This window comes from Kitasatospora sp. NPDC008115 (assembly GCF_042957205.1).
In the GTDB taxonomy this organism is placed as follows: domain Bacteria; phylum Actinomycetota; class Actinomycetes; order Streptomycetales; family Streptomycetaceae; genus Kitasatospora.
Window position 1 is genome coordinate 24,133 of sequence record NZ_JBIBHU010000031.1, and the last position, 22,201, is coordinate 46,333.

At 74.2% G+C, this 22,201-nt stretch carries 24 protein-coding genes; 13 read left to right on the forward strand and 11 right to left on the reverse strand.

Features of this window, described 5'->3' with window-relative positions; genetic code table 11:
- Positions 1–17: 17 nt before the first annotated feature.
- From ACFZBX_RS30955 to ACFZBX_RS30965, 3 genes are all read right to left on the reverse strand, one after another.
- Entirely contained in the window at positions 18–599 is a 582-nt protein-coding gene (locus tag ACFZBX_RS30955) for a hypothetical protein (RefSeq protein WP_391537126.1), read from the reverse strand.
- On the reverse strand, positions 596–1,918 hold the full coding sequence (locus tag ACFZBX_RS30960; RefSeq protein ID WP_391537127.1) for a radical SAM protein: 1,323 nt from the start codon (positions 1,916–1,918) through the stop codon (positions 596–598). The genes ACFZBX_RS30955 and ACFZBX_RS30960 overlap by 4 nt, the downstream gene beginning before the upstream one ends.
- A 429-nt stretch (positions 1,919–2,347) precedes the next feature.
- On the reverse strand, positions 2,348–2,731 hold the full coding sequence (locus tag ACFZBX_RS30965; protein ID WP_391537128.1) for a DUF4345 domain-containing protein: 384 nt from the start codon (positions 2,729–2,731) through the stop codon (positions 2,348–2,350).
- An 81-nt stretch (positions 2,732–2,812) separates the two neighbouring features.
- On the opposite strand from ACFZBX_RS30965, the gene ACFZBX_RS30970 reads away from it, so the two are divergent.
- Entirely contained in the window at positions 2,813–3,421 is a 609-nt protein-coding gene (locus ACFZBX_RS30970) for a TetR/AcrR family transcriptional regulator (RefSeq protein WP_391537129.1), read from the forward strand.
- Between the two features lie 268 nt (positions 3,422–3,689).
- Here ACFZBX_RS30970 and ACFZBX_RS30975 read toward each other — a convergent pair whose 3' ends face one another.
- Positions 3,690–4,271 carry a DUF4240 domain-containing protein gene (locus tag ACFZBX_RS30975; RefSeq protein WP_391537130.1) on the reverse strand — a complete coding sequence of 194 codons (582 nt, stop codon included), beginning with the start codon at positions 4,269–4,271 and terminating at the stop codon, positions 3,690–3,692.
- 614 nt (positions 4,272–4,885) lie between these two features.
- On the opposite strand from ACFZBX_RS30975, the gene ACFZBX_RS30980 reads away from it, so the two are divergent.
- Positions 4,886–6,112 (forward strand): serine hydrolase domain-containing protein, encoded by a 1,227-nt coding sequence (locus ACFZBX_RS30980; protein WP_391537131.1) that lies wholly within the window; start codon positions 4,886–4,888, stop codon positions 6,110–6,112.
- Positions 6,113–6,409: 297 nt separating this feature from the next.
- On the opposite strand, the gene ACFZBX_RS30985 is transcribed toward ACFZBX_RS30980, so the two are convergent.
- Positions 6,410–6,757 (reverse strand): hypothetical protein, encoded by a 348-nt coding sequence (locus ACFZBX_RS30985; protein WP_391537132.1) that lies wholly within the window; start codon positions 6,755–6,757, stop codon positions 6,410–6,412.
- A 131-nt stretch (positions 6,758–6,888) separates the two neighbouring features.
- Entirely contained in the window at positions 6,889–8,064 is a 1,176-nt protein-coding gene (locus ACFZBX_RS30990; RefSeq protein WP_391537133.1) for a HEAT repeat domain-containing protein, read from the reverse strand.
- 271 nt (positions 8,065–8,335) lie between these two features.
- On the opposite strand from ACFZBX_RS30990, the gene ACFZBX_RS30995 reads away from it, so the two are divergent.
- The 5 genes from ACFZBX_RS30995 (at position 8,336) to ACFZBX_RS31015 (ending at position 11,379) form a co-directional block, all read left to right on the forward strand.
- Positions 8,336–8,815, forward strand: coding sequence for a hypothetical protein (locus tag ACFZBX_RS30995; RefSeq protein ID WP_391537134.1), 480 nt, complete (start codon positions 8,336–8,338; stop codon positions 8,813–8,815).
- A 137-nt stretch (positions 8,816–8,952) separates the two neighbouring features.
- Positions 8,953–9,294 (forward strand): Ig-like domain-containing protein, encoded by a 342-nt coding sequence (locus ACFZBX_RS31000; protein WP_391537135.1) that lies wholly within the window; start codon positions 8,953–8,955, stop codon positions 9,292–9,294.
- Positions 9,295–9,763: 469 nt separating this feature from the next.
- Positions 9,764–10,237: an NUDIX hydrolase gene (locus ACFZBX_RS31005; RefSeq protein WP_391537136.1), complete on the forward strand. Its 474-nt coding sequence runs from the start codon at positions 9,764–9,766 to the stop codon at positions 10,235–10,237.
- Between the two features lie 243 nt (positions 10,238–10,480).
- Complete coding sequence (locus ACFZBX_RS31010; RefSeq protein ID WP_391537137.1) at positions 10,481–10,864, forward strand: hypothetical protein; 384 nt, start codon at positions 10,481–10,483, stop codon at positions 10,862–10,864.
- Between the two features lie 101 nt (positions 10,865–10,965).
- The gene (locus ACFZBX_RS31015; RefSeq protein ID WP_391537138.1) at positions 10,966–11,379 is read left to right on the forward strand and encodes a hypothetical protein; all 414 of its coding nucleotides are present in this window, start codon (positions 10,966–10,968) and stop codon (positions 11,377–11,379) included.
- Positions 11,380–11,406: 27 nt separating this feature from the next.
- Here the strand turns inward: ACFZBX_RS31015 and ACFZBX_RS31020 are convergent, their stop codons facing one another.
- On the reverse strand, positions 11,407–12,255 hold the full coding sequence (locus ACFZBX_RS31020) for an NAD(P)H-binding protein (RefSeq protein ID WP_391537139.1): 849 nt from the start codon (positions 12,253–12,255) through the stop codon (positions 11,407–11,409).
- 225 nt (positions 12,256–12,480) lie between these two features.
- Here ACFZBX_RS31020 and ACFZBX_RS31025 point away from each other — a divergent pair, with 225 nt between their 5' ends.
- The 3 genes from ACFZBX_RS31025 to ACFZBX_RS31035 all read left to right on the forward strand — a co-directional run bounded on the left by ACFZBX_RS31025 (position 12,481) and on the right by ACFZBX_RS31035 (position 15,896).
- On the forward strand, positions 12,481–13,002 hold the full coding sequence (locus ACFZBX_RS31025) for a MarR family winged helix-turn-helix transcriptional regulator (protein ID WP_391537140.1): 522 nt from the start codon (positions 12,481–12,483) through the stop codon (positions 13,000–13,002).
- A gap of 85 nt (positions 13,003–13,087) precedes the next feature.
- Positions 13,088–14,176 carry an LLM class flavin-dependent oxidoreductase gene (locus ACFZBX_RS31030; protein WP_391537141.1) on the forward strand — a complete coding sequence of 363 codons (1,089 nt, stop codon included), beginning with the start codon at positions 13,088–13,090 and terminating at the stop codon, positions 14,174–14,176.
- Between the two features lie 328 nt (positions 14,177–14,504).
- Entirely contained in the window at positions 14,505–15,896 is a 1,392-nt protein-coding gene (locus ACFZBX_RS31035) for a TolB family protein (RefSeq protein ID WP_391537142.1), read from the forward strand.
- A 54-nt stretch (positions 15,897–15,950) separates the two neighbouring features.
- Here ACFZBX_RS31035 and ACFZBX_RS31040 read toward each other — a convergent pair whose 3' ends face one another.
- Both ACFZBX_RS31040 and ACFZBX_RS31045 read right to left on the reverse strand, forming a co-directional pair.
- Positions 15,951–16,163 (reverse strand): hypothetical protein, encoded by a 213-nt coding sequence (locus ACFZBX_RS31040; protein ID WP_391537143.1) that lies wholly within the window; start codon positions 16,161–16,163, stop codon positions 15,951–15,953.
- An 837-nt stretch (positions 16,164–17,000) separates the two neighbouring features.
- Positions 17,001–17,198 (reverse strand): hypothetical protein, encoded by a 198-nt coding sequence (locus ACFZBX_RS31045; protein WP_391537144.1) that lies wholly within the window; start codon positions 17,196–17,198, stop codon positions 17,001–17,003.
- Between the two features lie 93 nt (positions 17,199–17,291).
- Between ACFZBX_RS31045 and ACFZBX_RS31050 the strand changes: the two genes are divergently transcribed.
- A complete protein-coding gene (locus tag ACFZBX_RS31050; RefSeq protein WP_391537145.1) occupies positions 17,292–18,140 on the forward strand; it encodes a metallophosphoesterase in 849 nt (282 codons plus the stop codon).
- 66 nt (positions 18,141–18,206) lie between these two features.
- On the opposite strand, the gene ACFZBX_RS31055 is transcribed toward ACFZBX_RS31050, so the two are convergent.
- Positions 18,207–18,914 (reverse strand): GntR family transcriptional regulator, encoded by a 708-nt coding sequence (locus tag ACFZBX_RS31055; RefSeq protein WP_391537146.1) that lies wholly within the window; start codon positions 18,912–18,914, stop codon positions 18,207–18,209.
- Between the two features lie 131 nt (positions 18,915–19,045).
- Between ACFZBX_RS31055 and ACFZBX_RS31060 the strand changes: the two genes are divergently transcribed.
- Positions 19,046–19,792: a tyrosine-protein phosphatase gene (locus ACFZBX_RS31060; protein ID WP_391537147.1), complete on the forward strand. Its 747-nt coding sequence runs from the start codon at positions 19,046–19,048 to the stop codon at positions 19,790–19,792.
- Between the two features lie 37 nt (positions 19,793–19,829).
- Positions 19,830–21,119, forward strand: a complete 1,290-nt coding sequence (locus ACFZBX_RS31065; RefSeq protein WP_391537148.1) for an MFS transporter — start codon at positions 19,830–19,832, stop codon at positions 21,117–21,119.
- Between the two features lie 253 nt (positions 21,120–21,372).
- Here the strand turns inward: ACFZBX_RS31065 and ACFZBX_RS31070 are convergent, their stop codons facing one another.
- Positions 21,373–21,708: a hypothetical protein gene (locus ACFZBX_RS31070; RefSeq protein ID WP_391537149.1), complete on the reverse strand. Its 336-nt coding sequence runs from the start codon at positions 21,706–21,708 to the stop codon at positions 21,373–21,375.
- Positions 21,709–22,201: the final 493 nt, after the last annotated feature.

The following is a 22,201-nucleotide window of genomic DNA, read 5'->3' on the forward strand; positions in this document are numbered from 1 at the left end:
GGGGGGTTGCCGGTGGGTCACCGCGTGCTGTGCGGCGGGATGACGGGGGTCGCCCCGGGGCCGGCGAGAAGGGCGGCGTCGGCGTCGGTCGCCGCTGTGCGAAGGGTCACGACGTTGCCCAGGTGCCGGGCCAGCCGCGCGGTCATGCGCTGCGCCTGCTCGCTCCAGTTCTCGGGGGCCGCGGGGGGTGGGACGACGATCAGTTCCAGGACGTCGGCCGGGTGGGTGGCGGTGCCGTCGGCGACGGGACCGGCGATGTCGAGCCGGGCCGGGGCCGGGGTGAGGTCCGCGGCGGCACGTGCGCGGACCTCCTCCACCACGTGCCGCCGCAGGTCGGCCAAGCCGTCCAGCGCCTTCCACACGACGTGCCCGGCCACCGGCCGCACATCCTCCCCCCGTCCGCGTGGCTCGATCAGGCCCAGGAGACCGAGGCGGAAGAGCGTGGCCTCCACCTGGGTGGCGGCCACGGACGCGTCGCGGGCCAGGTCCGCCGGTGACAGGGGCGCCCCGGTGCCGGTCGCCCGGTGGGCGGTCAGCGCGGTGACGAGACGGCCCGACGCGCCGGGGAACAGCGCCGGGATCGGTGTCAGGAAGTTCACTTCGTCGCCTCCTGCGGCTGTGCGGGGAGGGTGTCCATGAAGGAGCTGACGGAGAAGACGGCGTTCCCGGGTCCGGCCGGGCCGTAGCCGGGCGGCGAGCTCAGTCCGAACTCCTGCATCGTCGCCCGGTACGCCTCAAGGAGCCGGACGTGGTACTCCAGCGGCGCGCCGTTCGGGTTGGCCTTGCCCAGGGGGGTGGTGGGCTCCGGGCACCAGGTGGTGAAGCGCGGGGTGATGCCGTGCGACATGAAGAACCGCAGGCCCTCTACGGTGGAGTCGAGGGCCTCGCCGACATCGGTGAAGCCGAAGGGCCCGGCCATCTCGACCCCCGCGACGAAGTTCGGGATCACGTTGCGCGGCCCGAAGACCCCGGCGGAGTCCAGGATGCGGCGGTGCCACTCGTCGCGGCCGACGTGCCGTTCCTTGCCGGGGCAGTACAGCTCGAACAGACGGCGGTCCCACACCTCGTAGTTGGGGTGGTAGATCCGTATCCCGTGGTCGTGGAAGCGCTGCACGGCGTCCCTGGGCAGGGCCTGGGCGACGACCTTGCCGATCCAGCGGCCCGGGAACCGCTCCTCGATCGCCCTGGCGTACCGCCCGTAGAAATCGGCTTCGTCCAGCCCTCCGACCCGTGAGGTGATCGCCCCGCCGGTCAGCGTGTAGGCGGTCGAGGCGCCGGCGGCATCGTGCCGGTCGATGATCTCCAGCGCCTCCAGCACCTCCTCGACGGGCTTGACACCGGTGTAGGGGCGGCCCGCGGCCTTGTGCTGGTGCCAGTTGTGGTTGATGTCGCAGTACTGGCACTCCTGCTTGGCACCGAAGTACTGGCAGACGCGGAACACCGTCAGATAGATGAGATAGCCCCACTGGATGGTCGGGGCGACCTCCATCACCGACTTCCCGCTCGCCAGGGTGTGCCGGTAGTAGTCCGGCATCGGCGGCAGGCCGACATCGGCGATCCGCTCCCCGTCCAGGTACAGACCGAGCCTCCCCTCGGCGCAGGGCGCCACCCGGTAGGGCGAGGCGGGGTTCACCCGAACCGACACCACGGTGCGGCGCAGCCCGTAGGGCCCGCCGGTCAGCACGATCTCCTCCGGCGGGCGGCGCAGCGCGGCCTGGCCCAGCTCGGGCAGGGTGCCGTGGTCGAAGGAGAAGATGAAGTACGACTTCGGTTTGATGTCCCCGTCGTGGTTGTCGCTCAGCGCGGCGGCGTCGAAGGCGATGCCGCCGCGCAGCAGGTCCTCCTTGATCACCGCTTCCCGGGGCAGGTCCGGGAAGCGGTCCATCAGGCCTTCGACCACGGCGGTGCGACTGGACATGCGCGGAACTCTCCTTCACTGCGCGGGGGTTCGCGCCGGCCTCGTTCTTCGGGGGCGGGCCGGCCGGACGCCGGAGCGGTGTCCCGCCCTGAGGTGTCGGGTGCTCTGCCGTGCCCGCACGCGGCCGGAACGCCCGGGAAGGTGTCCCGGCGTCACCGCGCCATTCATGATCGCCACGCTAGACGGGGAGGTTCCTCCTGCGGATCGGTCGCCGGTCGCACGCGGCCTCGGAGGAAGGAACTAGGTCCTTGTCCCATGGATCGGCGGGCGGGCCGGATGAGGGTTCCTGCGGTGCGGAGTCTCCTGTCTGGAGGGCGGTGGGCGGTCTTCTCGTAGCGGGTGGCCGGGCCTTGCCGGTTCTTCAGGCGGTTGATGCGCCGTTCGACGGTGCTGCGCTGCTTGCCGGCCTTGCGGTCGAGGGCCGGCGTCCTATGCCCGCGCCCGCTCGTCCGCGCCCGCCAGCCAGAAGTACACCGGCGGCAGGGCGAGTTCGACTGCGGTCAGCGCCATCTGGAACCAGTGCGGGCGCCCCTGCGCGGCGAGTGACAGCAGTCGGCCCAGCCCGCCCAGCAGGAGGACGGCCGCCAGCCACCGCACCGCTCTCGCCGGGATCGGCGTCTGCCGGGCGGCCCACAGCCACGCCAGCCCGTATCCGGCGAAGATCGCGCCGAAGAAGCGGCCCAGGCTGTCGATCGTCACGCCGGCCGACTCCGCGCCCGGGATCGAGGCGTTCCCCAGCAGCATGTGGGCAAGCCCGATCGCCACGCACGCGATCCCCATCGTCAGCGCGAGCATCCTGAGGGCCCTGGCCATTGTCGTCACCCCCGCCTTAGTTGACATTCGTCTACTTAAGCTAAGGCCCGCTGGTAGACGCGTGTCAAGTAACCTTCGCCTGTGCCTCCCCGCCAACGACTCAGCCCCGCCGACCGCCGCGCCCAGCTCCTGACTGTCGGCGCGCAGCTCTTCGCGGCCCGCCCGTACGCCGAGGTGCTGATGGAGGACGTCGCCGAGCAGGCCGGCGTCTCCCGAGCCCTGCTCTACCGTCACTTCCCGAGCAAGCACGACCTCTTTGCCGCGGTCTACCAGCAGGCGGCCGACCAGCTGCTCGCCAAGACCCGGTTCGACCCCGCACAGACCCTCGTCGAACAGCTCGTCGAGGGCATGGACGCGCATCTCGACTACTTCATCGCGAACCGCAACGCCGTCCTCGCCGCGAACCGGGTACTCGCCGGCGACCCGGTCATTCAGACGATCATGACGAACGAGCTCGACGCGCTCCGCTCACGCCTGCTCAACGTGCTTCCGCTCGCCGACGAGGCCGCCCGCACGGCCGTGTCGGGCGTCCTGAAGAGCTGGCTGGTGTTCGTCCAGGTGCTCTGCGTGGACTGGCTCACCCGGGAAACCTGCAGCCGCGCTGAACTGCGCGACGTTTGCATCGGCGCCGTACTGGGCGCCATCCGGCCGCTCCTCGCCGTCGACCCCGCACCACAGTGGCCGCGCTGAGCAACGGCAGGGCCTTCGGCGAGGGCAGGGCGGGCGAGTGCGGAGCACTGAGCAGCGGGGGTGCTCACGAGTGGGGCGAAGACCTTGTCGAGCGGCGGGGGTTCTGGCGGCCTGGCCGGGCTTCGAGGCGGGGGCCCTGGGCCTGCGGGCCTGACACCGTCTCGGAGGAGGCCGCTGCCCGACTCGGGCGGCGGCCTTTCCCCTGTCGGCCCGAGCACGGAGGGCTCGTCGGCACCAAATGCCAACCCGGCGGCGCCCGCGCGACCGGTCAGGAGCCGGCTTCCGCGGGGAAGAGGGCGTCGAGCCGGGGTGTTGCGGCCTTCACCGCGGCCGGTGCCGTGCCGGTGTCCTCCTCGGGCTTCGCCGATGCCTCCTGGACGGCGTCCAGGGCCTTGTGGAACGCCTCCTGCCCGCCGTCGTCGTCCTGGCCCGTCAGCTCGCCGAACACCTCCTGGGCGACGTGGTCGAGCTCCTCCCATTCCGGCCACTCGTCGTCACGCCACTCCCGCAGGTGCCGTCCCGCCAGGGCCCGCACCTCGGCAACGTCGGCCAGGGCGTCCGGATCGGCCAGCACCGCCGCGTACGTCCCCCGCCCCTGGGCCACCAGCCACAGCGCGAAGTAGTCGAAGCCGTCGTCGGAGCACAGGCCGCCCTCGATCCGGCGCACCGCCCGCCACAGTGCCTCCGTGTCGACCGCCGCGCACGCGGCCTCCAGGCACGCCTGGAACTCCACCGCCCCCGAGGCCCGCCCGCGCCGCAGTCGTCCGCGCAGCCACTCCAGCCGTTCGTGCCGCTCACCGGGGCGGCGGCTCAACTCGTCCATCAGCGCCCAGAAGGTCTCGTCGTCCATGCGGCACGGCATCGCAACCGCCACCGACACGCCCCGGAGCCCCCGCGAGAACACCCCCACCGCACGGGCGCAGGCCGACCTCGCCAGGACCGGCGTCCCGACGCACCTGGACCACGGCGACGGCCACGACGCCCACCCGGGGGGCACGGGCGACGGCGTCGGCGGGAAGAACCGCGAGTCGCCGAGGTCTCGGCGAGCCCTCCGATCGCTCCGACCTGCGGTTCGGCGGCCTGCACCGCCGCACGGTAGTACGCCGGCGAGTCCGTGCCGGTGCGGCGTGCCGCCTCCCGTGCCAGGGCTCGGACCAGCGCGGACGGGTCGTCGAGGAACGGCAGCACGTCCTGGGGGAACCGGTGCGCATCAGCCCCGTGAGGGCCGCGATCCGGACTGCAGCAGTTCGACCTGGCCGCCGACCTCGTGCACGGCGAGCCGACCGCGGCCCCCGCCGCCCCGGAGCCGCACCCCGACCGGTCTCGGGGTACGGCTCCGGGTCCGTTCCGGGGGGCGCCTCCTCCCCCCGGGCGGCGACGGTCGCGGGAGAGCCTGGCAGGGTGTCAGATCCCCGGGCCGATAAGCCGGTTGACGTCGACACGATCCAGAACAGGGAGGCCGGCATGACCGCCGACCCAACCACGCGGACCGCACCGGGCGCCCGACGCAGGGCGGCCCTGCGCGCCGCGGTCGCGGCCGCCGTCGGCGCGGGCCTGCTCGCCGCGCTCGCCCCGGCCGCCGCCGGCGCCCCGGTACGGCAGGCCGACCGGCGGGCCGACTGGCAGGCCGCCGACGCGGCCCTCGCCGGGATGACCGGCCCCGGTTACTCGACCTCCGCCCTCGGCGCCGTCCGCGCGGACGGCCGGCTGGTCTGGAGCAACGCCACCGGCGTCGCCGAACTCGGCACCGGCGAAAGCGCCGACCCGCGCGGCGCCTTCCGGATCGGCAGCGCCACCAAGACCTTCGTCTCCACCACCCTGCTCCAACTCGTCGGCGAGCGCCGGCTGAACCTCGACGACCGCCTGGAGTCACTGCTGCCGGGAATCGTCCCGAACAGCGACGCGATCACCATCCGGCACCTGCTCAACCACACCAGCGGCGTCGCCGACTACACCCAGGACCCGGCCTTCGAGTTCTCCGACCAGTGGCTGGCCGACGGCCGCTACACGTCCTACCGCCTGCGGGACCTGGTGGACCTCGCCAACAAGTACCCGCCGGCCTTCGCCCCCGGCCAGGACTGGCAGTACTCCAACACCAACTACATCCTGACCGGGATGATCATCGAGAAGCTCACCGGCCACAGCTGGAACGACGAGGTCACCCGCCGGATCATCCGCCCGCTGCGGCTCACGCACACCCGGATGCCCGGCGACCTCCCGTTCATCCCGGGCCCGCACGCCCACGCCTACGTCAAGTCGGCCGCAGGGCCCGTCGACGTCACCGTGCTCAACCCCTCCATGGCCGGCCCCGCCGGCGGCGGCATCTCCACCACCGCCGACCTGACCGCCTTCCTCGACGCCCTCCTCGCCGGCCGCCTGCTGCGCCCGGCCGAACTCGCCGCGATGAGGGAGACGACCACCCACGGCGAGGGCCGCACGTACGGCCTCGGCCTCCAGCGCCTGGACACCCCCTGCGGCCCGTTCTGGGGCCACGCCGGCGGCATCCCCGGCTACAGCACGATGATGCTGGCCTCCCCGGACGGCAAGCGCGAGTTCGCCGCGAACACCACGTTCTACGACACCTCGGACCAGGACAGCGCCAACGCCGCCTGGCGCAAGGTGACCATGACCGCCCTGTGCGGCGCCCGCACGGCGGCGGCCGAACCCGGCCCCGCCCGCACGACGCCGTGACCGGCCACCCGCGTTGACCGGCGGCCGCGTCCGGGCCGGGGTCCGTGTGGTCGAGGACGCGGCATCGTTCAGCGGAACGACGCGCTCGCGCGGTGGCCGCCGGAACACCGCCGCCGGGCGCTCCTCATCGGCGCTTCAGGGTCTGCTCCCCCGCGGTCCGTACGAGGGCTCGCAGCTCCCCGCGGTCCGTGGGCAGCCCGGCTGTGCGCAGCCAGGCGTCCCGGTTGGCGATCGGCCCCCAGCACGGGTCCTGTTCGACCACTTCTGACGTGCCACCGGTGTTCAGCGGCCGCGTCCTCAGCCGAAGTTCTGGATCACCACACTGCATGCCAGGCCGCACATCACGCTCGCGGCGGCTGCGACGAAGCGCCATGGAGCCCAGCGCATCCGGGGCGGCATGATCCAGGCGGCCGTGAGGAGCGCCAACTGTGCGCCCATCAGGCCGTGGGCGGCGTTGTACGGCGGGCCCCAGTCCCGCCCACAGGCGCCTCGTGGCATGCACTGGTCGACCTCGACCGCGCGTACCAGTACGAAGTACCAGTAGAGGATCTGGCAGAGCGGCAGCAGCACCGTCGCGACGAGCGGAGACTTCCACGCGTCGCGGTCGCGCGGTGACGGATCGGATCGGGCCGAGAGGTTGTCCACAGGCTGATTCCACCGCGCCGGAGCGGCCCGCACATGAGCGCGACTACTCAGTCGGGACGGATCAGGTACCCGGTCGTCCCTGCCCCAGCACGGCGGCCGGTCTCGTCGGAGTCCGGTCCGTCATGGGGGTGTCAGCGGGCGTTGAGCTGGTGGTGGAGGTCTTCGAGGCGGCCCGCGCCGCGGCTGCTGCGGTTCCTGATGCCGCGGCGGATCTCGTCGAGGACCGGTGTGCCGCGTTCGTCGCCGCGCAGGGCCAGGGCGGCGGCGGCTTCGAGGCGGGCGTCGAAGTGGGGGTCGGTGAGGTGGGCCGCGAGCACGTCGCGCAGGGCGGGGGTGTCGACGGGGCAGCGGGTGAGGGCGTTGAGCGCGCTGGTGCGGGTGAGGGGGGCGGGGTCGTCGGCCAGGCGCAGGAGGGCGGCGAGGGCGGCGGGGCGGTCCGTCAGGAGGCCGGGGAACGTCAGGGCGACGCAGTGGCGCACGCCCGGGTCGGGGTGGTCGGCGTGGGCCAGGACGGCCGGGATCTCCTCCTGGGAGCAGTAGCCGGTGAAGGCCGCGACGACGGTGCGCAGGGCGTAGGGGTCCTGCTCGGTGTCCAGCCGGGGCCGCAGGAACTCGACGGCCTCCCGGGTGAACGGCGGCTCGTCGTCGCCGTTGGCGGGGTTGAGGCCGAAGCCGAGGAAGTGGATCACGTCGAGCGCGAAGCGCCGTCGGTCGAGGGAGCCTGCGTCTGCGGCGCCCTCGGCGACGTCGCGGGCCCAGTCGAACCTCTCCTGGCTCTCCGGTGCGGCGATCCGCACCAGCGAGGCGAGCCAGTCGTCGTGCTCGGGGTCGGCGTGGACCAGGGCGCGGGCCATCAACTCGTCCGGCGTGCGGTGGACGCCGAGCCGCGCCTCCAGGTCGGTGATGACCGCCCGGTGGGCCGGCGGCGGCACCGGTCCGGCGCCGGCTCCCCTGTCGAGGGCCGCCCGCGCGACCCGCAGCGCACGGCGGTGGGGGCTGTCGGCGCGCAGCGGGTCACGCTCGGGGGACAGCAGCGCGGTCAGCGTCCAGCAGGCGCCCGTCTCGGCGGCCCAGGTGACCGGGTCGACGCCGCCGGCCCACGGGCGGGTGGGGTCGACGCCCTGCCCGACCAGGCGGTCGACGACGTCGTGGCGCCCCGCGTACGCGGCGGCGGCCAGCAGGGTGACACCGTCCTCGCCGGTGAGTTCGCCGTACGCCACGTCGTCGAGGAAGACGTCCTCCAGGAACTCGAACACCGGGATGTCGTCGCCGCGCTCGACGGCGGCCAGCAGGAGAGGCAGATCCACCGGCCGATCATGCCCGCCGGCCCAACGCCAGGGCGAACGGATTTCCGCCCCACGCACCGACAACGCCCACCGGCGAACCACCGACCCGTCACAGGCCGAACGCCACACGCGCGGTCCTTCGCCGGGTAGAGCCGCACGTGGCGCGGCCGGTCCTCCCGTCGCGGATCGTCCTGAGCGAAACCGCGCGGCGACCCGCTCACGGGCTACCGGCGTCGCGCGGGCCCGGCGGGGCGGCTTGCGGGCACCCGTCGGGTTCCGTCACGGTGAGACGGTGACGAATCATCACGGACAGGGCGCGGCCGTGTGCGCCGGCCCCCGCTGCGAACGCCCGCTGCCCGGCCCGGCCCGCACCGGCCGTCCCGGCCTGTACTGCGGGCAGGCCTGCCGCCAGGCCGCGCTGCGCCGGCGCCGCCTGGACGAACAGGTCCCGCAGCTGCGCGCACAGGCCCGGGACCTGCTGGAGGGTCTCGGCCCGGAACCGGCCGCCGCCGGGCGGCACTCGCTGGAGGCGATGGACGGCGAGCGGCTCGCCGTGGTCGTGCGGCACGCCCGTGCCGTCGGCGAACACCTGGCCGCCCTGCACGACGTGCTCGGCCTGCCGCCCCGAGTGACGGGCGGCGCTGCAGCCACCGGCGCGGGAGCCACCGCTCCCGCCGCCCGGCCGACCGCACGCGGGCCCCGCCCCGTCCCCGGGAACCTCGTCCACCTCTTCCTCGAACCCGTGGCCCCGCCCGCACGGCCCGGCGCGTAGCCGTCGCCGCAGGGCATGGACCGGGCCCGTGGGGGCGGGTGGGGACGGCTCCTACGCCGAAGAAGCGTCCGGGTGCGCAGTCCCGCGGACGTGCCTACGGTGGAGGTAATAGCCCACAGTATCCGGGAGGCTACGCCATGACTTCAGAGAAGAAGCCTGTCCGGCTCAAGGCACGCACAGTGAGCGGCCACGCGATCGCCCACGCACCGATCAGCGGCGACTTCGAGGCGACGCTGACCGACGCGGACGGCAAGCCGATCGTGGGGCGGCAGATCACCTTCTACAGCACCGCGAGCGGCCAGCGGGTCGGCTCCGCGACCACCGACCAGAGCGGGATCGCCTCGCTGAACTCCGGCTCCAAGATCCTCGACCCGGTGATCGTCGCCAGCACCCTGGCCACCGGCGCCGAAGCCCGGTTCGAGGGCGACGACGAGTACCAGGCGGCCTCGGCACACGCCGGCACCGCGGTCGGCGTGTAGCCGGCCAGGACCATCCCAGCGAACGGGGGCGGCACACACACCGGGCGGGCTGAGACGGCGCCGGATCCGGCTGTCCCGGCCCGCTCCGGGCCGCGACGTCGCGGCACCCACCGTGGCAGGACGCACGCGGCCAGGTCCCTGCGGCGGGAGGCGGGAAGGCCTGCGCGAACGCGGGAAGGCGTGCGCGGACACCGCACCGACCAGCTGCGCTCGCCGCCCGGCATTCCCGACCACGGCGACGCCGACGCCGGCCACGACGGCCCCGCAAGAAGCGGCCGCGCCCCAGGATGCAGTGGGCGCCGACCATCACATGGCAGCCGGGGGCCGTACCGGGGCCGGATGTCCTCGCCGTTCACGAAGGGCGTCTCGGAAAACCGCCCGGACCCGCCTTCCGCCGCACACCCGGCAACGGCCCAACCCGTGCTCGGACCTTGGAGGTCGGGATAGGGTCCCCCCGGGAGGTGCGGGGATGAGTTTCCGGCTGGCGGCGTACGCCGTGTGCATGGACGACGGGCGGGTGCTGATCGCCCGTCATGTGTCGCCCGGCGGCGAATCCACCTGGACTCTTCCGGGCGGCAGGGTCGAGCACGGGGAGGATCCGTTCGACGCCGTGATCCGGGAGGTGGCCGAGGAGACCGGCTGCGAGGCGGTGGTCGAGCGTCTGCTGGGTGTGGACTCACGGGTGATCCCCGCGGCAGAACGCGCCGTCCCCGGCGGACCCGAGCACCAGAACGTCGGCGTCTTCTACCGGGTGCGGATCGTCGGCGGCCGGCTCCGGCCCGAGCCGAACGGCGAGATCGCCGAGTCGGCCTGGACCCCGATCCCCCGCGTCGCCGGTCTGCGCCGATCGTCGCTGGTCGACATCGGCCTCGCCCTGGCGCAGACGCTTCCGGCAACCGGCCATGTCGGTCCTGTCCCGGTCGGCGGCCTGATCCAGCACTGACCGAGTCCGCTACGCGTACCAGGACGGCTTGGGCGGCCGGCCTGGCGGCCACCGCGGCCCCGCGACAACGTGGGCGACGTGGACGACCGGCCGGACCCGGCGGGCGCGCGGGCGCGCGGGCGGCGGATCATCTCGGGCTTTGCGGCGGATTCGCCCCACACGGGCGCCGGTCGTGGCCGATGATGGTGATCCCCGCGGCCGCGCGACGGTCGGCGCGGGCGGGAGGGGAAGGGACACACGGACGTGGAACTCATCAGTACCGGCCTGTACGGCGCGCCCTGGCCGGAGCTGCTGCCCGACCTGCGCCCCGCCCTGGTCGTCCCCGCCGCGCCCGACCGCCTCCCCCAGCCCGGCGACGGCTGGGCCCGCCACGCGCCCGAGGACCCCGACCCCGCCTGGTCCGCCGTGATCGAGGGCCTGCGGCTCACCGTGTGCCGTCCCGGCGGGCGCACCTGGTACGACGGCGATATCTCCGCCGGCCGCGAGTGGCAGCGCGCCACCCGCACCCACGGTGCGCTGCTCCTCATCACCGGTCCGTTCACCGGCCCCCACGACCTGCGCGCCGCCGCCGGCGCCGGCCACCTGCTCCTGGTCGCCGCCCCCATCCGACCCGCCAACGGCATCTGACCCGCCATCCGGCCAGGAGCAGCGGCACACCGCCGGGCGGGCAGGGGCCGGACGTCGAATCGGCTGTGCACCGATGCCGGCGGGCCCCGTAGCGTGGTCCGATGCTCGATCATCTGGAGATCCGGGTGTTGCCGCCGGGGCCCCGGTTCGCTGCCCGGGTGCGGTTGCTGGTCAATGGCGAGGACGTGGTCGCAGAGGCGGTTCGCGAGGGCGGCCGCGGACCTTTCGCGGCCGATGTGCTGCCGGCCGGCCGGCCCAGCCCTCTTCGGGCGGGCGACGAGGCACGCCGCCTCAGGCTGGGGGAACCGGACTGCACCGGTGGCTGCTGTGGCTTCCTGACCGTGGTCGTGCAGCGGCTCGGGGGGATCGTACGGTGGTCGGACTGGCAGATGCCACGGGAGTCCCCGCTCGGCCCCGGTCCCCACCCTCTGCCGGAACTCCACTTCGACGCGGGTCGGTACGACGCCGAGTTGGCTCGGGCCGAGGCGGACCGTTCGTGGCAGGTGCGACCGTAGCGGACCCGCGCCGGAGAGAGCACGGGCTCAGCGGAAGTCCGCCGCGTGGTCCACCGCCCACTCCCGGAAGGACCGGGCCGGCGTACCCGTGATGCGCTCCACCGCATCGTTGACCGGCTCGGGATTGTCGAGCAGTTCCGCCTGGGCCGGCAACACGGCCTCCACCAGTTCCGCCGGGTAGCCTGCGGCCTTCATCTGCTCGACGGCCTCCTCCAGCGCGATCTCCTCGAACCGCACCGGCCGCCCGACCGCCTCGCCGATCAGTGCCACCTGCCGTTCCTGGGTGATCAGCTCGCGGCCGGTGATCAGGGGACGGGCGCCGAGCAGGGCGTCGGTCGTCAGCGCCTGAACGGCGACCGCAGCCGTGTCCGCCTCGTGGATCAGCGGGCGGGCCAGCCTTGCCAGCGGCGCCCGCACCACACCGGTCGTACGGATCTCCTCCGCCCAGCCCAGCGTGTTGCCCGCGAACCCGGTAGGCCGCAGCGCCGTCCACTCCAGGCCCGACGCCTCGATCAGCCGCTCCAGCTCCGTGTGGAACATGGTGATCGCCTCGCCCGGCTCCTCCCCGCTCCCGACCCCGGCGGACGACAGGTACACCACCCGCCGAACGTGCTTGCCGATCGCGTCGATCACATCCGACGCACCCTCGGCGCCCAGGAACGGCCACACCAGGAAGACCGAATCGACGCCCTCCAGAGCGGTGTCCAGTGACGCGGGATCACCGAGATCCCCGCGTACCGCCTGCACACCCTCCGGGAAGTGCGCCTCCCCTCTCACCAGCGCCCGCACGGGCACGCCCGCCGCGTGCAGTTGGGCCACCACCGCGCCGCCGACCTTTCCGGTCGCGCCGGTCACCAGGATCCTGGGCCGTGTCATCGGAACCCCCCTCGTCTCGCCGTTCGATGACACGACCCTCGTACATCAACCGAGGTTCAGGTCAAGCGCCGGCCGACCGAAGCAGCCGGCAGGTGCTGCACCGGCTCCCGAAGGCCGCCCGGCCCTGCAGCGGACGGCCCGGTATCCCTCCGGGCCGGATCGCCGCCCGGAAGAACGCCGGCGACGAGCGGCGGGCGTCCCCGGGCGGTCGATAGCATCGGCGGCATGGCTGAACGGGCGGAGCAGGCTGGGCGGAGCGAGCGGGCCGGGCGGGCGGACGGGCGCGCGGAGTGGCTGGACGAGCGTGAGGACGAGGTCTGGAACGGCTTCTTCGAGACCCAGGTGCTGTTCTGGCGCCGCCTCGCCCAGCAACTCCAGCAGGAGACCGGCCTGTCCGAACCGGACCTCGCCATCCTCCAGGCCCTGCTGGCCGCTCCCGAGGGGCGGCTGCGGCCCTACCGGCTGAGCGGTGTCACCCAGTTCGAGAAGAGCCGGCTGCACCACCACCTGACCCGGATGGCCGGACGCGGCCTGGTCACCCGGGAACCGTGCCCGGAGAGCGGGAGGGGCGCCGTGGTGGCGCTCACGGACCAGGGGCGGGCCGCGGTCGCCGCCGCGCTGCCCCGGCGCGCCGCGCACATCCGCCGCTGGCTCACCGATCCGCTGACGCAACGTCAGCAGGAGCAGCTGATCGGCATATCCGCCACCCTGACGGCGCGGCTGAAGGGCGCGGAGCCCGGCTCCTGAAACCCCCAGGCCGGTTGACGCGTCAACCCCGCACGCCCATGCTGGGGTTGACACGTCAACTCGAAGCAGCCCCGGGGGGACCGCCATGCGCTTCCTGCTCCTGCCCCACCTGCCCGACCAGTCCAAGCCGCACCACGACCAGCTGCGCGAACTCGTCGACTACGCCGTGTTCGCCGAGGAGCTGGGCTTCGACGCCTACGGCATCGGCGAGCGCCACGACCGCCCCGCCGTCTCCAGCGCACCGCCCGTCCTGCTCGCCCACATCGCCGCCCTCACCTCGCGGATCCGGCTGTTCACCGCCGTCACCACCCTCGGCCTGCTCGACCCGCTGCGCGCCTACGAGGACTACGCCACCCTGGACCACCTCGCCGGGGGCCGGCTGGACCTGATCGTGGCCAAGGGCGCCTACCCGCGCTCCTCCCGCCTGTTCGGCGTCACCCGGGACAACCAGTGGGAGCTGCTCCAGGAGAACTACCTGCTGTTCCGCCGGCTGTGGCGGGAGGAGAAGGTCACCTGGCAGGGCCGGCTCGGCCGCTCGCTGGAGGACGCCGAACCGCTGCCGCGCCCCTACCGGCCGCAGATCCGGATCTGGCACGGCGCCGGGAGCAACCCGGCCTCCGCCGACTTCGCCGCCCGCCACGGCGACCCCCTGTTCACCCCCAACGGCGCCGGCGCCATCGGCCCGTACGCCGCGATCGTCCGCCACTACCGGGAACGCTGGGCGGCGTACGGCCACGACCCGGCCCGCGCCCTGGTCGGCGCGGGCACCGCGGGCTACTTCGGCGCCCGCACCTCGCAGGAGGCGGTGGCGCGCTACCGCCCGGTCTTCGAGGCCCGGCTGAAGGTCAACCAGGCCTTCGACGGCGGATCGATCCGCTTCGACACCGTCGAGGACTGGATCGAGCACGGCTCGGTGCTCGTCGGCAGCCCGCAGCAGATCATCGACAAGGTGCTGCGCCAGCACGCGCACTTCGGCCACGAGCTGCTCCACCTGCACGTGGACGGCGAGGTCCTGGACCGCTCGGACTACCTCGGCACGCTGGAGCTGTTCTTCGCCGAGATCGCCCCGGCGCTCCGCCGCGAACTGCCCAGCCGGCCGCTGGACGACGCACCGCCGCAGCACCCGGCCCCCGGCCCGGACGCCGGCGGGCGCGGGGCGGGCGGCACGCCCTGACCGGGTGAACGCGGCGGGCGCAGGCCCCGGGCAGCCGCTCTCCGGGCGCGGAGCCGGGGGGCGCCGGCCGCGCGCTTCGGATCAGGCCCGTTCATCGATAAGCGATCAAGTGGGCGCCCAGGTGAACGGGCGCCGACGCGAGGCCGAGGCCTGTGCGGCCGGGGTCGCCCCTCTCCCGGGACGTTTTTATGACGATGCGTCATGTGAGTTGGGAGGATGTTTTGTTCGGTCGGCGCACGGGCGTTGACCGCCGGCCCCTCCCGGCGATTGGCTCGGGGCATCGCCCCCGGCCGACGGAGGCCGGGGGCGGACCTGTTGGGGAGGAACCATGCCCGTACCGCACCCCGCCCGACCCCGTACCGCGTTCGCCGCCGCGGTGGCCGTCGTGCTCGGCGCCGTCACCGCGGCAACCGCCACCGCCACGCCCGCCGCCACCGCGCCCGCCGTCGCCGCCCCGCGCGTCGAACGGATCAGCCAGGCGCCAGGCGGGGCCCAGTCCGACGGCGACTCCCACCTCGGCGGCCTCTCGGCCTCCGGCCGCTACGCCGTCTTCACCTCGGAGGCGACCAACCTGGTGCCCGGCGACACCAACGGCGGCGCCGACGTCTTCGTACGGGACCTCGTGACCGGCCGGACCGAGCGCGTCAGCGTCGCCGACGACGGCGGCCAGGCCACCGGCTCCTCCTCGGGGAGGGCGATCAGCGCCGACGGCCGCTACATCGCCTTCGCCTCGAACGCCCCCGGCCTGGTCCCCGGGGACACCAACGGCGTCTACGACGTGTACGTCCGCGACCGGGTCGCCGGGCGCACCGAGCGGATCTCCGCCGGGGACCCGGCGCAGCCGCAGACCGGCGGCACCGACACGCCGGTGATCAGCTGGGACGGCCGCTACGTCGCCTTCGCCTCCGGGCGGGGCGACCTGGTGCCCGGGGACACCAACCACGTCGCCGACATCTTCGTGCACGACCGCCGCACCGGTGCCACCCGGCGTGCCAACGTGGCCGATGACGGCACCCAGGCCGAGAGCCCCGCGCGCCACCCCGCCCTGAGCGCCGACGGCAGCCGGGTCTCCTTCATCTCCCGGGACAGCCTCGCTTCCGACCCCGGCCCCGGGGGCGAGGGCGGGGGCGGGGGCGGGGAGGACGGCGCGCAGCTCGCCCGGCCCCGGACGTATCCGCTGTACGTCCACGACCTGCGCACCGGCACCACCCGCCCCGCGAGCGTCGGCCCCGACGGCCGGACCTACGGCGCCCTCGACGGCGGGCTGAGCCCGGACGGGCGCTTCGCGCTCTTCAGCTCCTACACCTCCCTCGCCACCGGCTACGCGCACCCGCAGGTCTTCGCCCACGACCTGCTGACCGGTGCCACCACCCTGGTCAGCGCCGCCCGCGACGGCGCGCCCGGTGCGGGCGACGGCCAGTCGTACTCCCCCGTGATGACCGCCGACGACCGCCGGGTCTACTTCGCCTCGAACGCCGCCAACCTGGTGCCCGGTGACACCAACGGGGTCGCCGACGTCTTCCGCCGCGACCTGTGGACGGGCGCGGTGGAACGGGTCGCCCTGGCCGCCGACGGTTCCGAGTCCCCCGTGGAGTCGGAGGGGCCGGCCCTCGACGCGCTCGGCACGTCGGTGATGATCGCCTCGGCCGACAGCCCCCGGCTTCCCGGGGACACCAACCAGCACCAGGACGTCTTCCTGCGCCGGCTGCCGCTGTTCTGATGTCCTGACGATTGCGGCCGCGCACCGCCCGGCCGCGGGGGCTGCCGCCCGGGTTCAGCAGACGCCGACGCCGGGCAGTTGGTTGCCGGGCGACTGCAGGTGGATGTTCGTCACATAGCCGCCGTACTGCGGCAGGTACGCCCACCAGTCGTTGAGGCAGGACGGAACGGAGAGCGACTCACCCTGCTTCTGGCACTCCACCAGCACCTCGACGCCGGCGGGCAGCACGGTGAGCGGCGGCTGGGTGGTGTCGGGGCCCGGCCACACCCGGACGCCCTCGCCCCAGCTCCCGAACCAGCTGCCCGCCGGCTGGACGAGATGCCGGGCCCGCCGGGACGGCCCTGCGCGCCCGGCCGCCCGCACGATGACGCGCCGCGCCCACCGTCGAGGGAATGCCGAAGCAGTGCGTCGAGCGGGGATCCAATGGGCTGGTTGTCCAACCGATTCGACCCGAGGACGTCTCATGCGTCGTGCTCTTGCGGCGGCTGCCTTGTGCGCCGCGTCCGTTGCCCTCACGCTCGCAGGTGCGGGATTCGCCAACGCGGAAGCTTGGATCTCCCCGCGACAGTGCCTGGACGGGGGCGGGCAGGTCTTCCAGATCGAGCCTGGGCTCGGCACCTGCGTCGGCGGGGCGTACGACGGCATCGAGGTTCGAGCGCGAGCCTGAGCCCGTTCGGCCCCCGTGATCGCGAGGGGCGGCGAGGAGGGCCGGCCCTTGCACCTGTGCCGGGTGGCCGCGCCGGCCACCCGGCACCGTTCGCGGCGGCCTCCACCACCGAGCCGAGAACCTGACAATCAACCAGTACCTCCCGGCGCCCGCGCCGGTGGCGTGGCGCGGGCGGGTGGGCACGGTGCCGCCGCTCGCCGCCGCGTACCAGCCCCGCCCGGGGCCTCGGGGGAGGTCGACCGCGGCGTCCGGACCTCCGGGTGGCCGGGGCACCCCCCGGTGCTCCCGGCGATCGCCTGCGCGGAGTGCAGCCGGGTGCAGTGGCGGTCAGCGGACCGGTGGGGCGGGAGGGGTTCGGCCCGGGTGCCGCTGTCCCTCAGGGGGCGGCAGGGCTCCGGCCGATGGGGCGGTGCCGGCGGCTGAACGGTGGCGTGGGTTCAGCCGCCGACGGGGTGGGGCCGATGGCCGGGCCGGCAAGGTCGGGCGGTGTGCTTGGTGACGAAGTCGGCGATGGCGTCCTCCATCTGCTGGAGGCCGGGGTCTTCGAGGGGGTAGTGACCGGCGTTTTCGAGCATGCCGGTGTCGACGGGGACCTTGGTGATGCGGGAGAGGACGGGGACGGCGGGACGGCTCACAAGCCGACGCCGGGGGGCGGGTGCGTACGGATCCGCCCGGGGAATTCATATAGATGACTTTGGGGGGTCACGTGGACCCGTCATGGTCGGGGCATGAACTACCAGTACACGCTGCTCCACCTGACCGATGTCCACGTCGTCCCCGAGGGCCTGCTGCACGGATCGGTGGACTCCCGGGCCGCGCTGGGCGCCGCGCTCGACGCCGCGCTCGCCTCGGGGCGGGACTTCGACGCGGTCGTCCTGTCCGGCGACAACACCGACCGCGGCGACGAGGCGTCCTACCGCCTGCTCGCCCAGGCGATGGACGCCGCCGCCGCGAAGCTGGGCGCCCGGGTCGTCTACGCGGCCGGCAACCACGACGAGCGCGGCGCCCTGCGGGCCGGCCTGCTGGGCCAGGAGCCCACCACCGAGCCCTACGACCACGTCACCACCGTCGGCGGGCTGCGCATCGTGACCCTGGACACCTCGGTGCCCGGCAAGCACCACGGCGAGCTCGACGACGGCCAGCTCGACTGGCTGGCCGCGCAGTTGGCCGAGCCGGCCGAGCACGGGACCGTGCTGGTGCTGCACCACCCGCCGCTCGGCGGCCTCATCCCCGGCTTCGAGGACCCCCGGCTCGGCGAGCACATCGACCTGCGCGAGCCGCAGCGCCTGGCCGAGGTGGTGCGCGGCAGCGACGTGCGGCTGATCCTGGCCGGCCACACCCACAGCGCCGCCTCCGGGCAGCTGGCCGGGGTGCCGGTGTGGGTGGGCCCCGGCAACGCCTACGCCGCCGACCCGCTCGCCCCGGCGGGAGTGGTCCGCTCGGTGCCCTTCCAGGCCTGCACCCGGGTCGACATCACGCCCGAGGGCGTGCGCACGGTCCTGGTCCCGCTGCGCCAGGAGCCGGCGGTCTACGAGCTGCCCCTGGAGCAGTTGGTCTCCCACCTGGGCGGCCACTGACGCGGAAGGAACCGCCGGCCGGCGCCGCCCCGCGGGACACTCCGGGGCGGCGCCGGCCGGCGCCGTTCACTCGTAGCGGGTGGTGAAGGCCACCAGATCCCCCCGGCAGCGCCGCACGACGTGGCACAGCGGCTCGCCCTCGCACACGATCAGCCCCTCGCGCACCAGGACGGGCGCACCCGCGTCCGCCCCCAGCGCCTCCTGGTCGTCCGGGCCCGCCAGATCGGCGGAGACGGTGTGGCTGCGGTAGCGGTGGTCGTGGCCGAGCCGGCGCAGCGCGCCCAGCACGCCCTCCTGCGGGTCCCAGGCGAGGCCGTCCAGGCGTGGCGGCAGCGCGTAGCGGCTTGCCACGGCGGGCAGGCCGTCGATCCGCAGCAGCGTCGCCACCTCGTAGACCTCGGCCCCGTCCAGCCCCAACTGCCGGGCGGCGAAGGGGTCCTGGCGCAGTGCGGCGGAGCGCGGCTCCTCGCCGTCGGCCAGGTGCGCGGCGACGGCGTCGATGACGCCGGAAGGGTGCAGGCGGGTCTGCGGGTCGACGGCCAGTTCGAAGCGGCGCCGCACTGCGCGCACGTAGCTGCCGCTGCCGTGGCGGGTCTCCACCAGGCCGCCGGCGCGCAGTTCGACCATGGCCTGGCGGGCGGTCAGCCGGTGTACGCCGTACTGCTCGGCGAGCGCCTCCTCGGTGGGAACGCGCGAGCCGGGTGCGAGGTCACCGGAGTCGATGCGCCGGGCCAGGTCGCGGGCGATCGCGCGGTAGCGGGCTTCTCTGGGCACGGCGACACTCTACGGCCCCGGCCTGCCGGCGAAGATCACGGGCGGCGGCGCGCAGTGTTCCCGAGTCGTTCACCCCGGTATCCCCCGTCAGGCCTGATGACACCACTGCCAAAAGTCATATAGATGACTTCATGAACCTTGTGAACTTCCGCGACGTCGCCTCGACCGCCGGACCGTACCTGCGCGCCGGACGCCTCTACCGCAGCGCCCAGCCCTCCGGCCTGACCGCCGCCGACCTGGCCCAAGCCGTGCCCGGCCTGCGCTCCGTGATCGACCTGCGCGGCCCCGAGGAGCGCACCGAAGGGGACTGGGACGCCGCCCGGGAACTCGGCGCCACCGTGGTCGGCCTGGCCGGCGAGGGTTCCCCGGGCTCTCTCGCCGCACTGCCGCCCGGCCTCACCCTGGGCGGGCTCTACGTCCTCATGCTCGACCACCGCCCCGCCTGGTTCGCCTCCGTCGTCGCCGCGATCGCCGACGGGCTGCCCGCGCTGGTGAACTGCGCGGCCGGCAAGGACCGCACGGGCCTCGGCGTCGCCCTCGTCCTCGACCTGGTCGGCGCCGGCCGCGAGGACATCGTCCGCGACTACACCGCCACCGCGCCGGCCATGCCCGCCGTCCTGGCCATGCTCGGCCTGCCCGCCGGCACGGCCGGGTCCGGCGGTTCGGCCGGATCCGCCGGCACGGCCGGGTCCGGCGGTTGCGCCGGCGGTCGGTACGGCGCGGCCGCCGGGATCGGCGGTCTGCTGGACGCCCCGGCGCAGGCGATCGAGGCCTTCCTCGACGCCCTCGCCGAGCGCGGCGGCGCCGAAGCCGTCCTCACCCGCCACGGCCTGACCCCCGACCATGTCCAGCGCCTGCGCGCCGCCCTGACGGCCTGACGGCCTGACGCCCTGACCGAACCGGAGCACCGAACCCGTGACCACCGTGAACGCCCCCGCACCCACCGCTCCCGCCCACACCCCGGCCGCCCCCGTCCCCGCCCCGCGCCGGGGCCTGACCACCCTGGTCGGCCTGACCGAACTCTGGTACTCCGCCGCCGTCTCCCTGCCCCTGGTCCTCGGCCTCAGCCAGCGGATCCAGGAACTCGCCCCGCACGACAAGGCCACCGTGCTGGGCCTGGTCACCGCGCTCGGCGGCGTCACCACCATCCTCGTCACCCCCGTCGCCGGACACCTGTCCGACCGCTGCACCAGCCGCTACGGCATGCGCCGCCCCTGGATCCTCGGCGGGGCGGTGGTGGGCCTGCTCGGCCTGCTGCTGCTCGCCCTCGCACCCGGCACCCCGGCACTGGCCGCCGGCTGGGTGGTCACGGTGGCCGGCTACCAGAGCATGGTCTCCGCCCTCACCGCCGTCGTCGTCGACCAGTACCCGCCGCAGCGGCGCACCCGCGTCGCCGGCGCCTTCTCCATGTGCAACCTCGCGGGCGTCGTGCCCGCGATGGTCCTCTCCTCCGCGCTGCCCGGCCGCGTCACCCTCCAGTTCGCCCTGTGCGGAGCACTCGCCCTCGCGGCCGCCGCGCTGCTGTGCCTGAAGCTGCCCGACCGGCGCCTGGCGCCCGGCGAACGCCCCCAGGCCGGCCTGCGATCGGTGGCCGCCTCCCTGGCGGTCCTGCCGCGCGGGGCGCGCGACTTCCGCCTGCTGTGGACGCAGCGCCTGGTCGTCAGCTTCGGCTACGCGATGATCTCCGCCTACTCCTTCTACTACGTCCAGGCCCGGCTGCACCTGAACGCGGCCGACGGCGTCGCCCTGGTCGGCGCCACCACCATCGTCACCACCGCCGCCTCCGGCCTCGCCGCCTACCTCGCCGGGCGCTGGGCCGCCCGGCTGGGCCGCGGCCGCCCCTTCCTGCTCTGGGCCACCGTGGCGATGGCCGCCATGCTGGTGCTCAAGGCCGTCACCGCCGACGTGTCGATGGTCTACCTCTACAGCGTCGTCTTCGGCGCCGCGCTCGGCGCCTACTACACCGTCGACCTCGGCATGGTCACCCAGGTCCTGCCCGACGAACGCGACGCCGGCCGCCACCTCGGCTCCTTCGCCATGGCCAAGAACCTCTCCATGGCCGTCGGCCCCGCCCTCGCCCCCGCCTTCCTCGCCCTGGGCCGCGACCCGATCTCCGGCGGCGACAACTACCTCGCCCTCTTCCTCGCCTGCGGCCTCACCACCCTCGCCGGCGCCGCCCTCGTCCCCCGCCTGCGGGTCCGCTGAACCCACGGCCGGGAACTGCGGACCCGGTCGAGGACGTCGTCATGCCGAGGCTCTGCCCACCCGGGCCGGTGGGAACGGGGCAGCTCCCGTTCCCACCGGCCTGCGGCCCTGCGCGGTCAGGACCGCCTGCGGCGAGGCCCTGGTCGAGCGCAAGGCGCAGCAGGGTGAGTGCAGCAGGGTGAGTGCATCGGGGGTGGACAGCAGGGGGCGGACGGCCGGGGGATGCCGGCCGGGCGGAGAACCGCTTCCGCCCTCAGACCCAGTAGCCGCCGCCTTCACAGGGCTGGGGTTGCGTGTCCGGTGCCAGGACCAGCGGGCCCAGTCGCGCCACCAGTTCCTCGTCGTTCAGGAGCCCTCCGAACCGGTTCCAGCTCGCGATGAACCGCCCGGGTGTGAGCCCGAGGTCGAAGACCGTTGTGAACGTCGAGATCATGCAGAAGGAAATCGCGCCGTCGCGGTCGACCGGGTCGCTGATCCGAGTCTCCAGGTCGTCCTTCAACCAGGTGAGCATCTCCAGCGTGGACGCGCCGCCGATCGCCCTTCGGCGCAGTTCCCGCTCGATCTCCTGCTGTCCAGCGCCCCGGCTCATACCCCGCCCTTCGAAGAGGCCATCGTGCAGATGATGGCACGGTGCGCCGCTCCGCAGTCCGGGTGATCGCCGATCCTGGGCGTGCTCGCCGGCCGGGCGGCTCCGCTCGCAGCGCGGGCCGGTACTGGTGCCTTCCCTGCCGCTGCTGGAGCAGACGGTGGGATCTGGGAGCGGGAGTACGGCGGCCGGGTGGTGGGGCGCTGCTCTCTCAAGGGCGGGGAGCAGCCGGGGGTGCGGTGCACGGGGGGCCTGGCGGAGTTGATCCGTTGGAGGGCGGGGCGGGGGTCGGGCGGCCGTCGGCTCGCGCCGGGTCGGAGCGGGCAGTGCCGACAAGGCCGGCCCCGGCTGGGAATTCTCGCTGGCCGGCGGCGGCGCGGGTCCCCTAGAGTCGGCGCGCCCGCCCCGGTCGGGGTGGTGGCGTACCGGCTCCGCGTGTCCGCGAGCGGTGCTGTCCGGAGGGGACGATCTGATGGTGTGTGTGGTGTGCGGGACG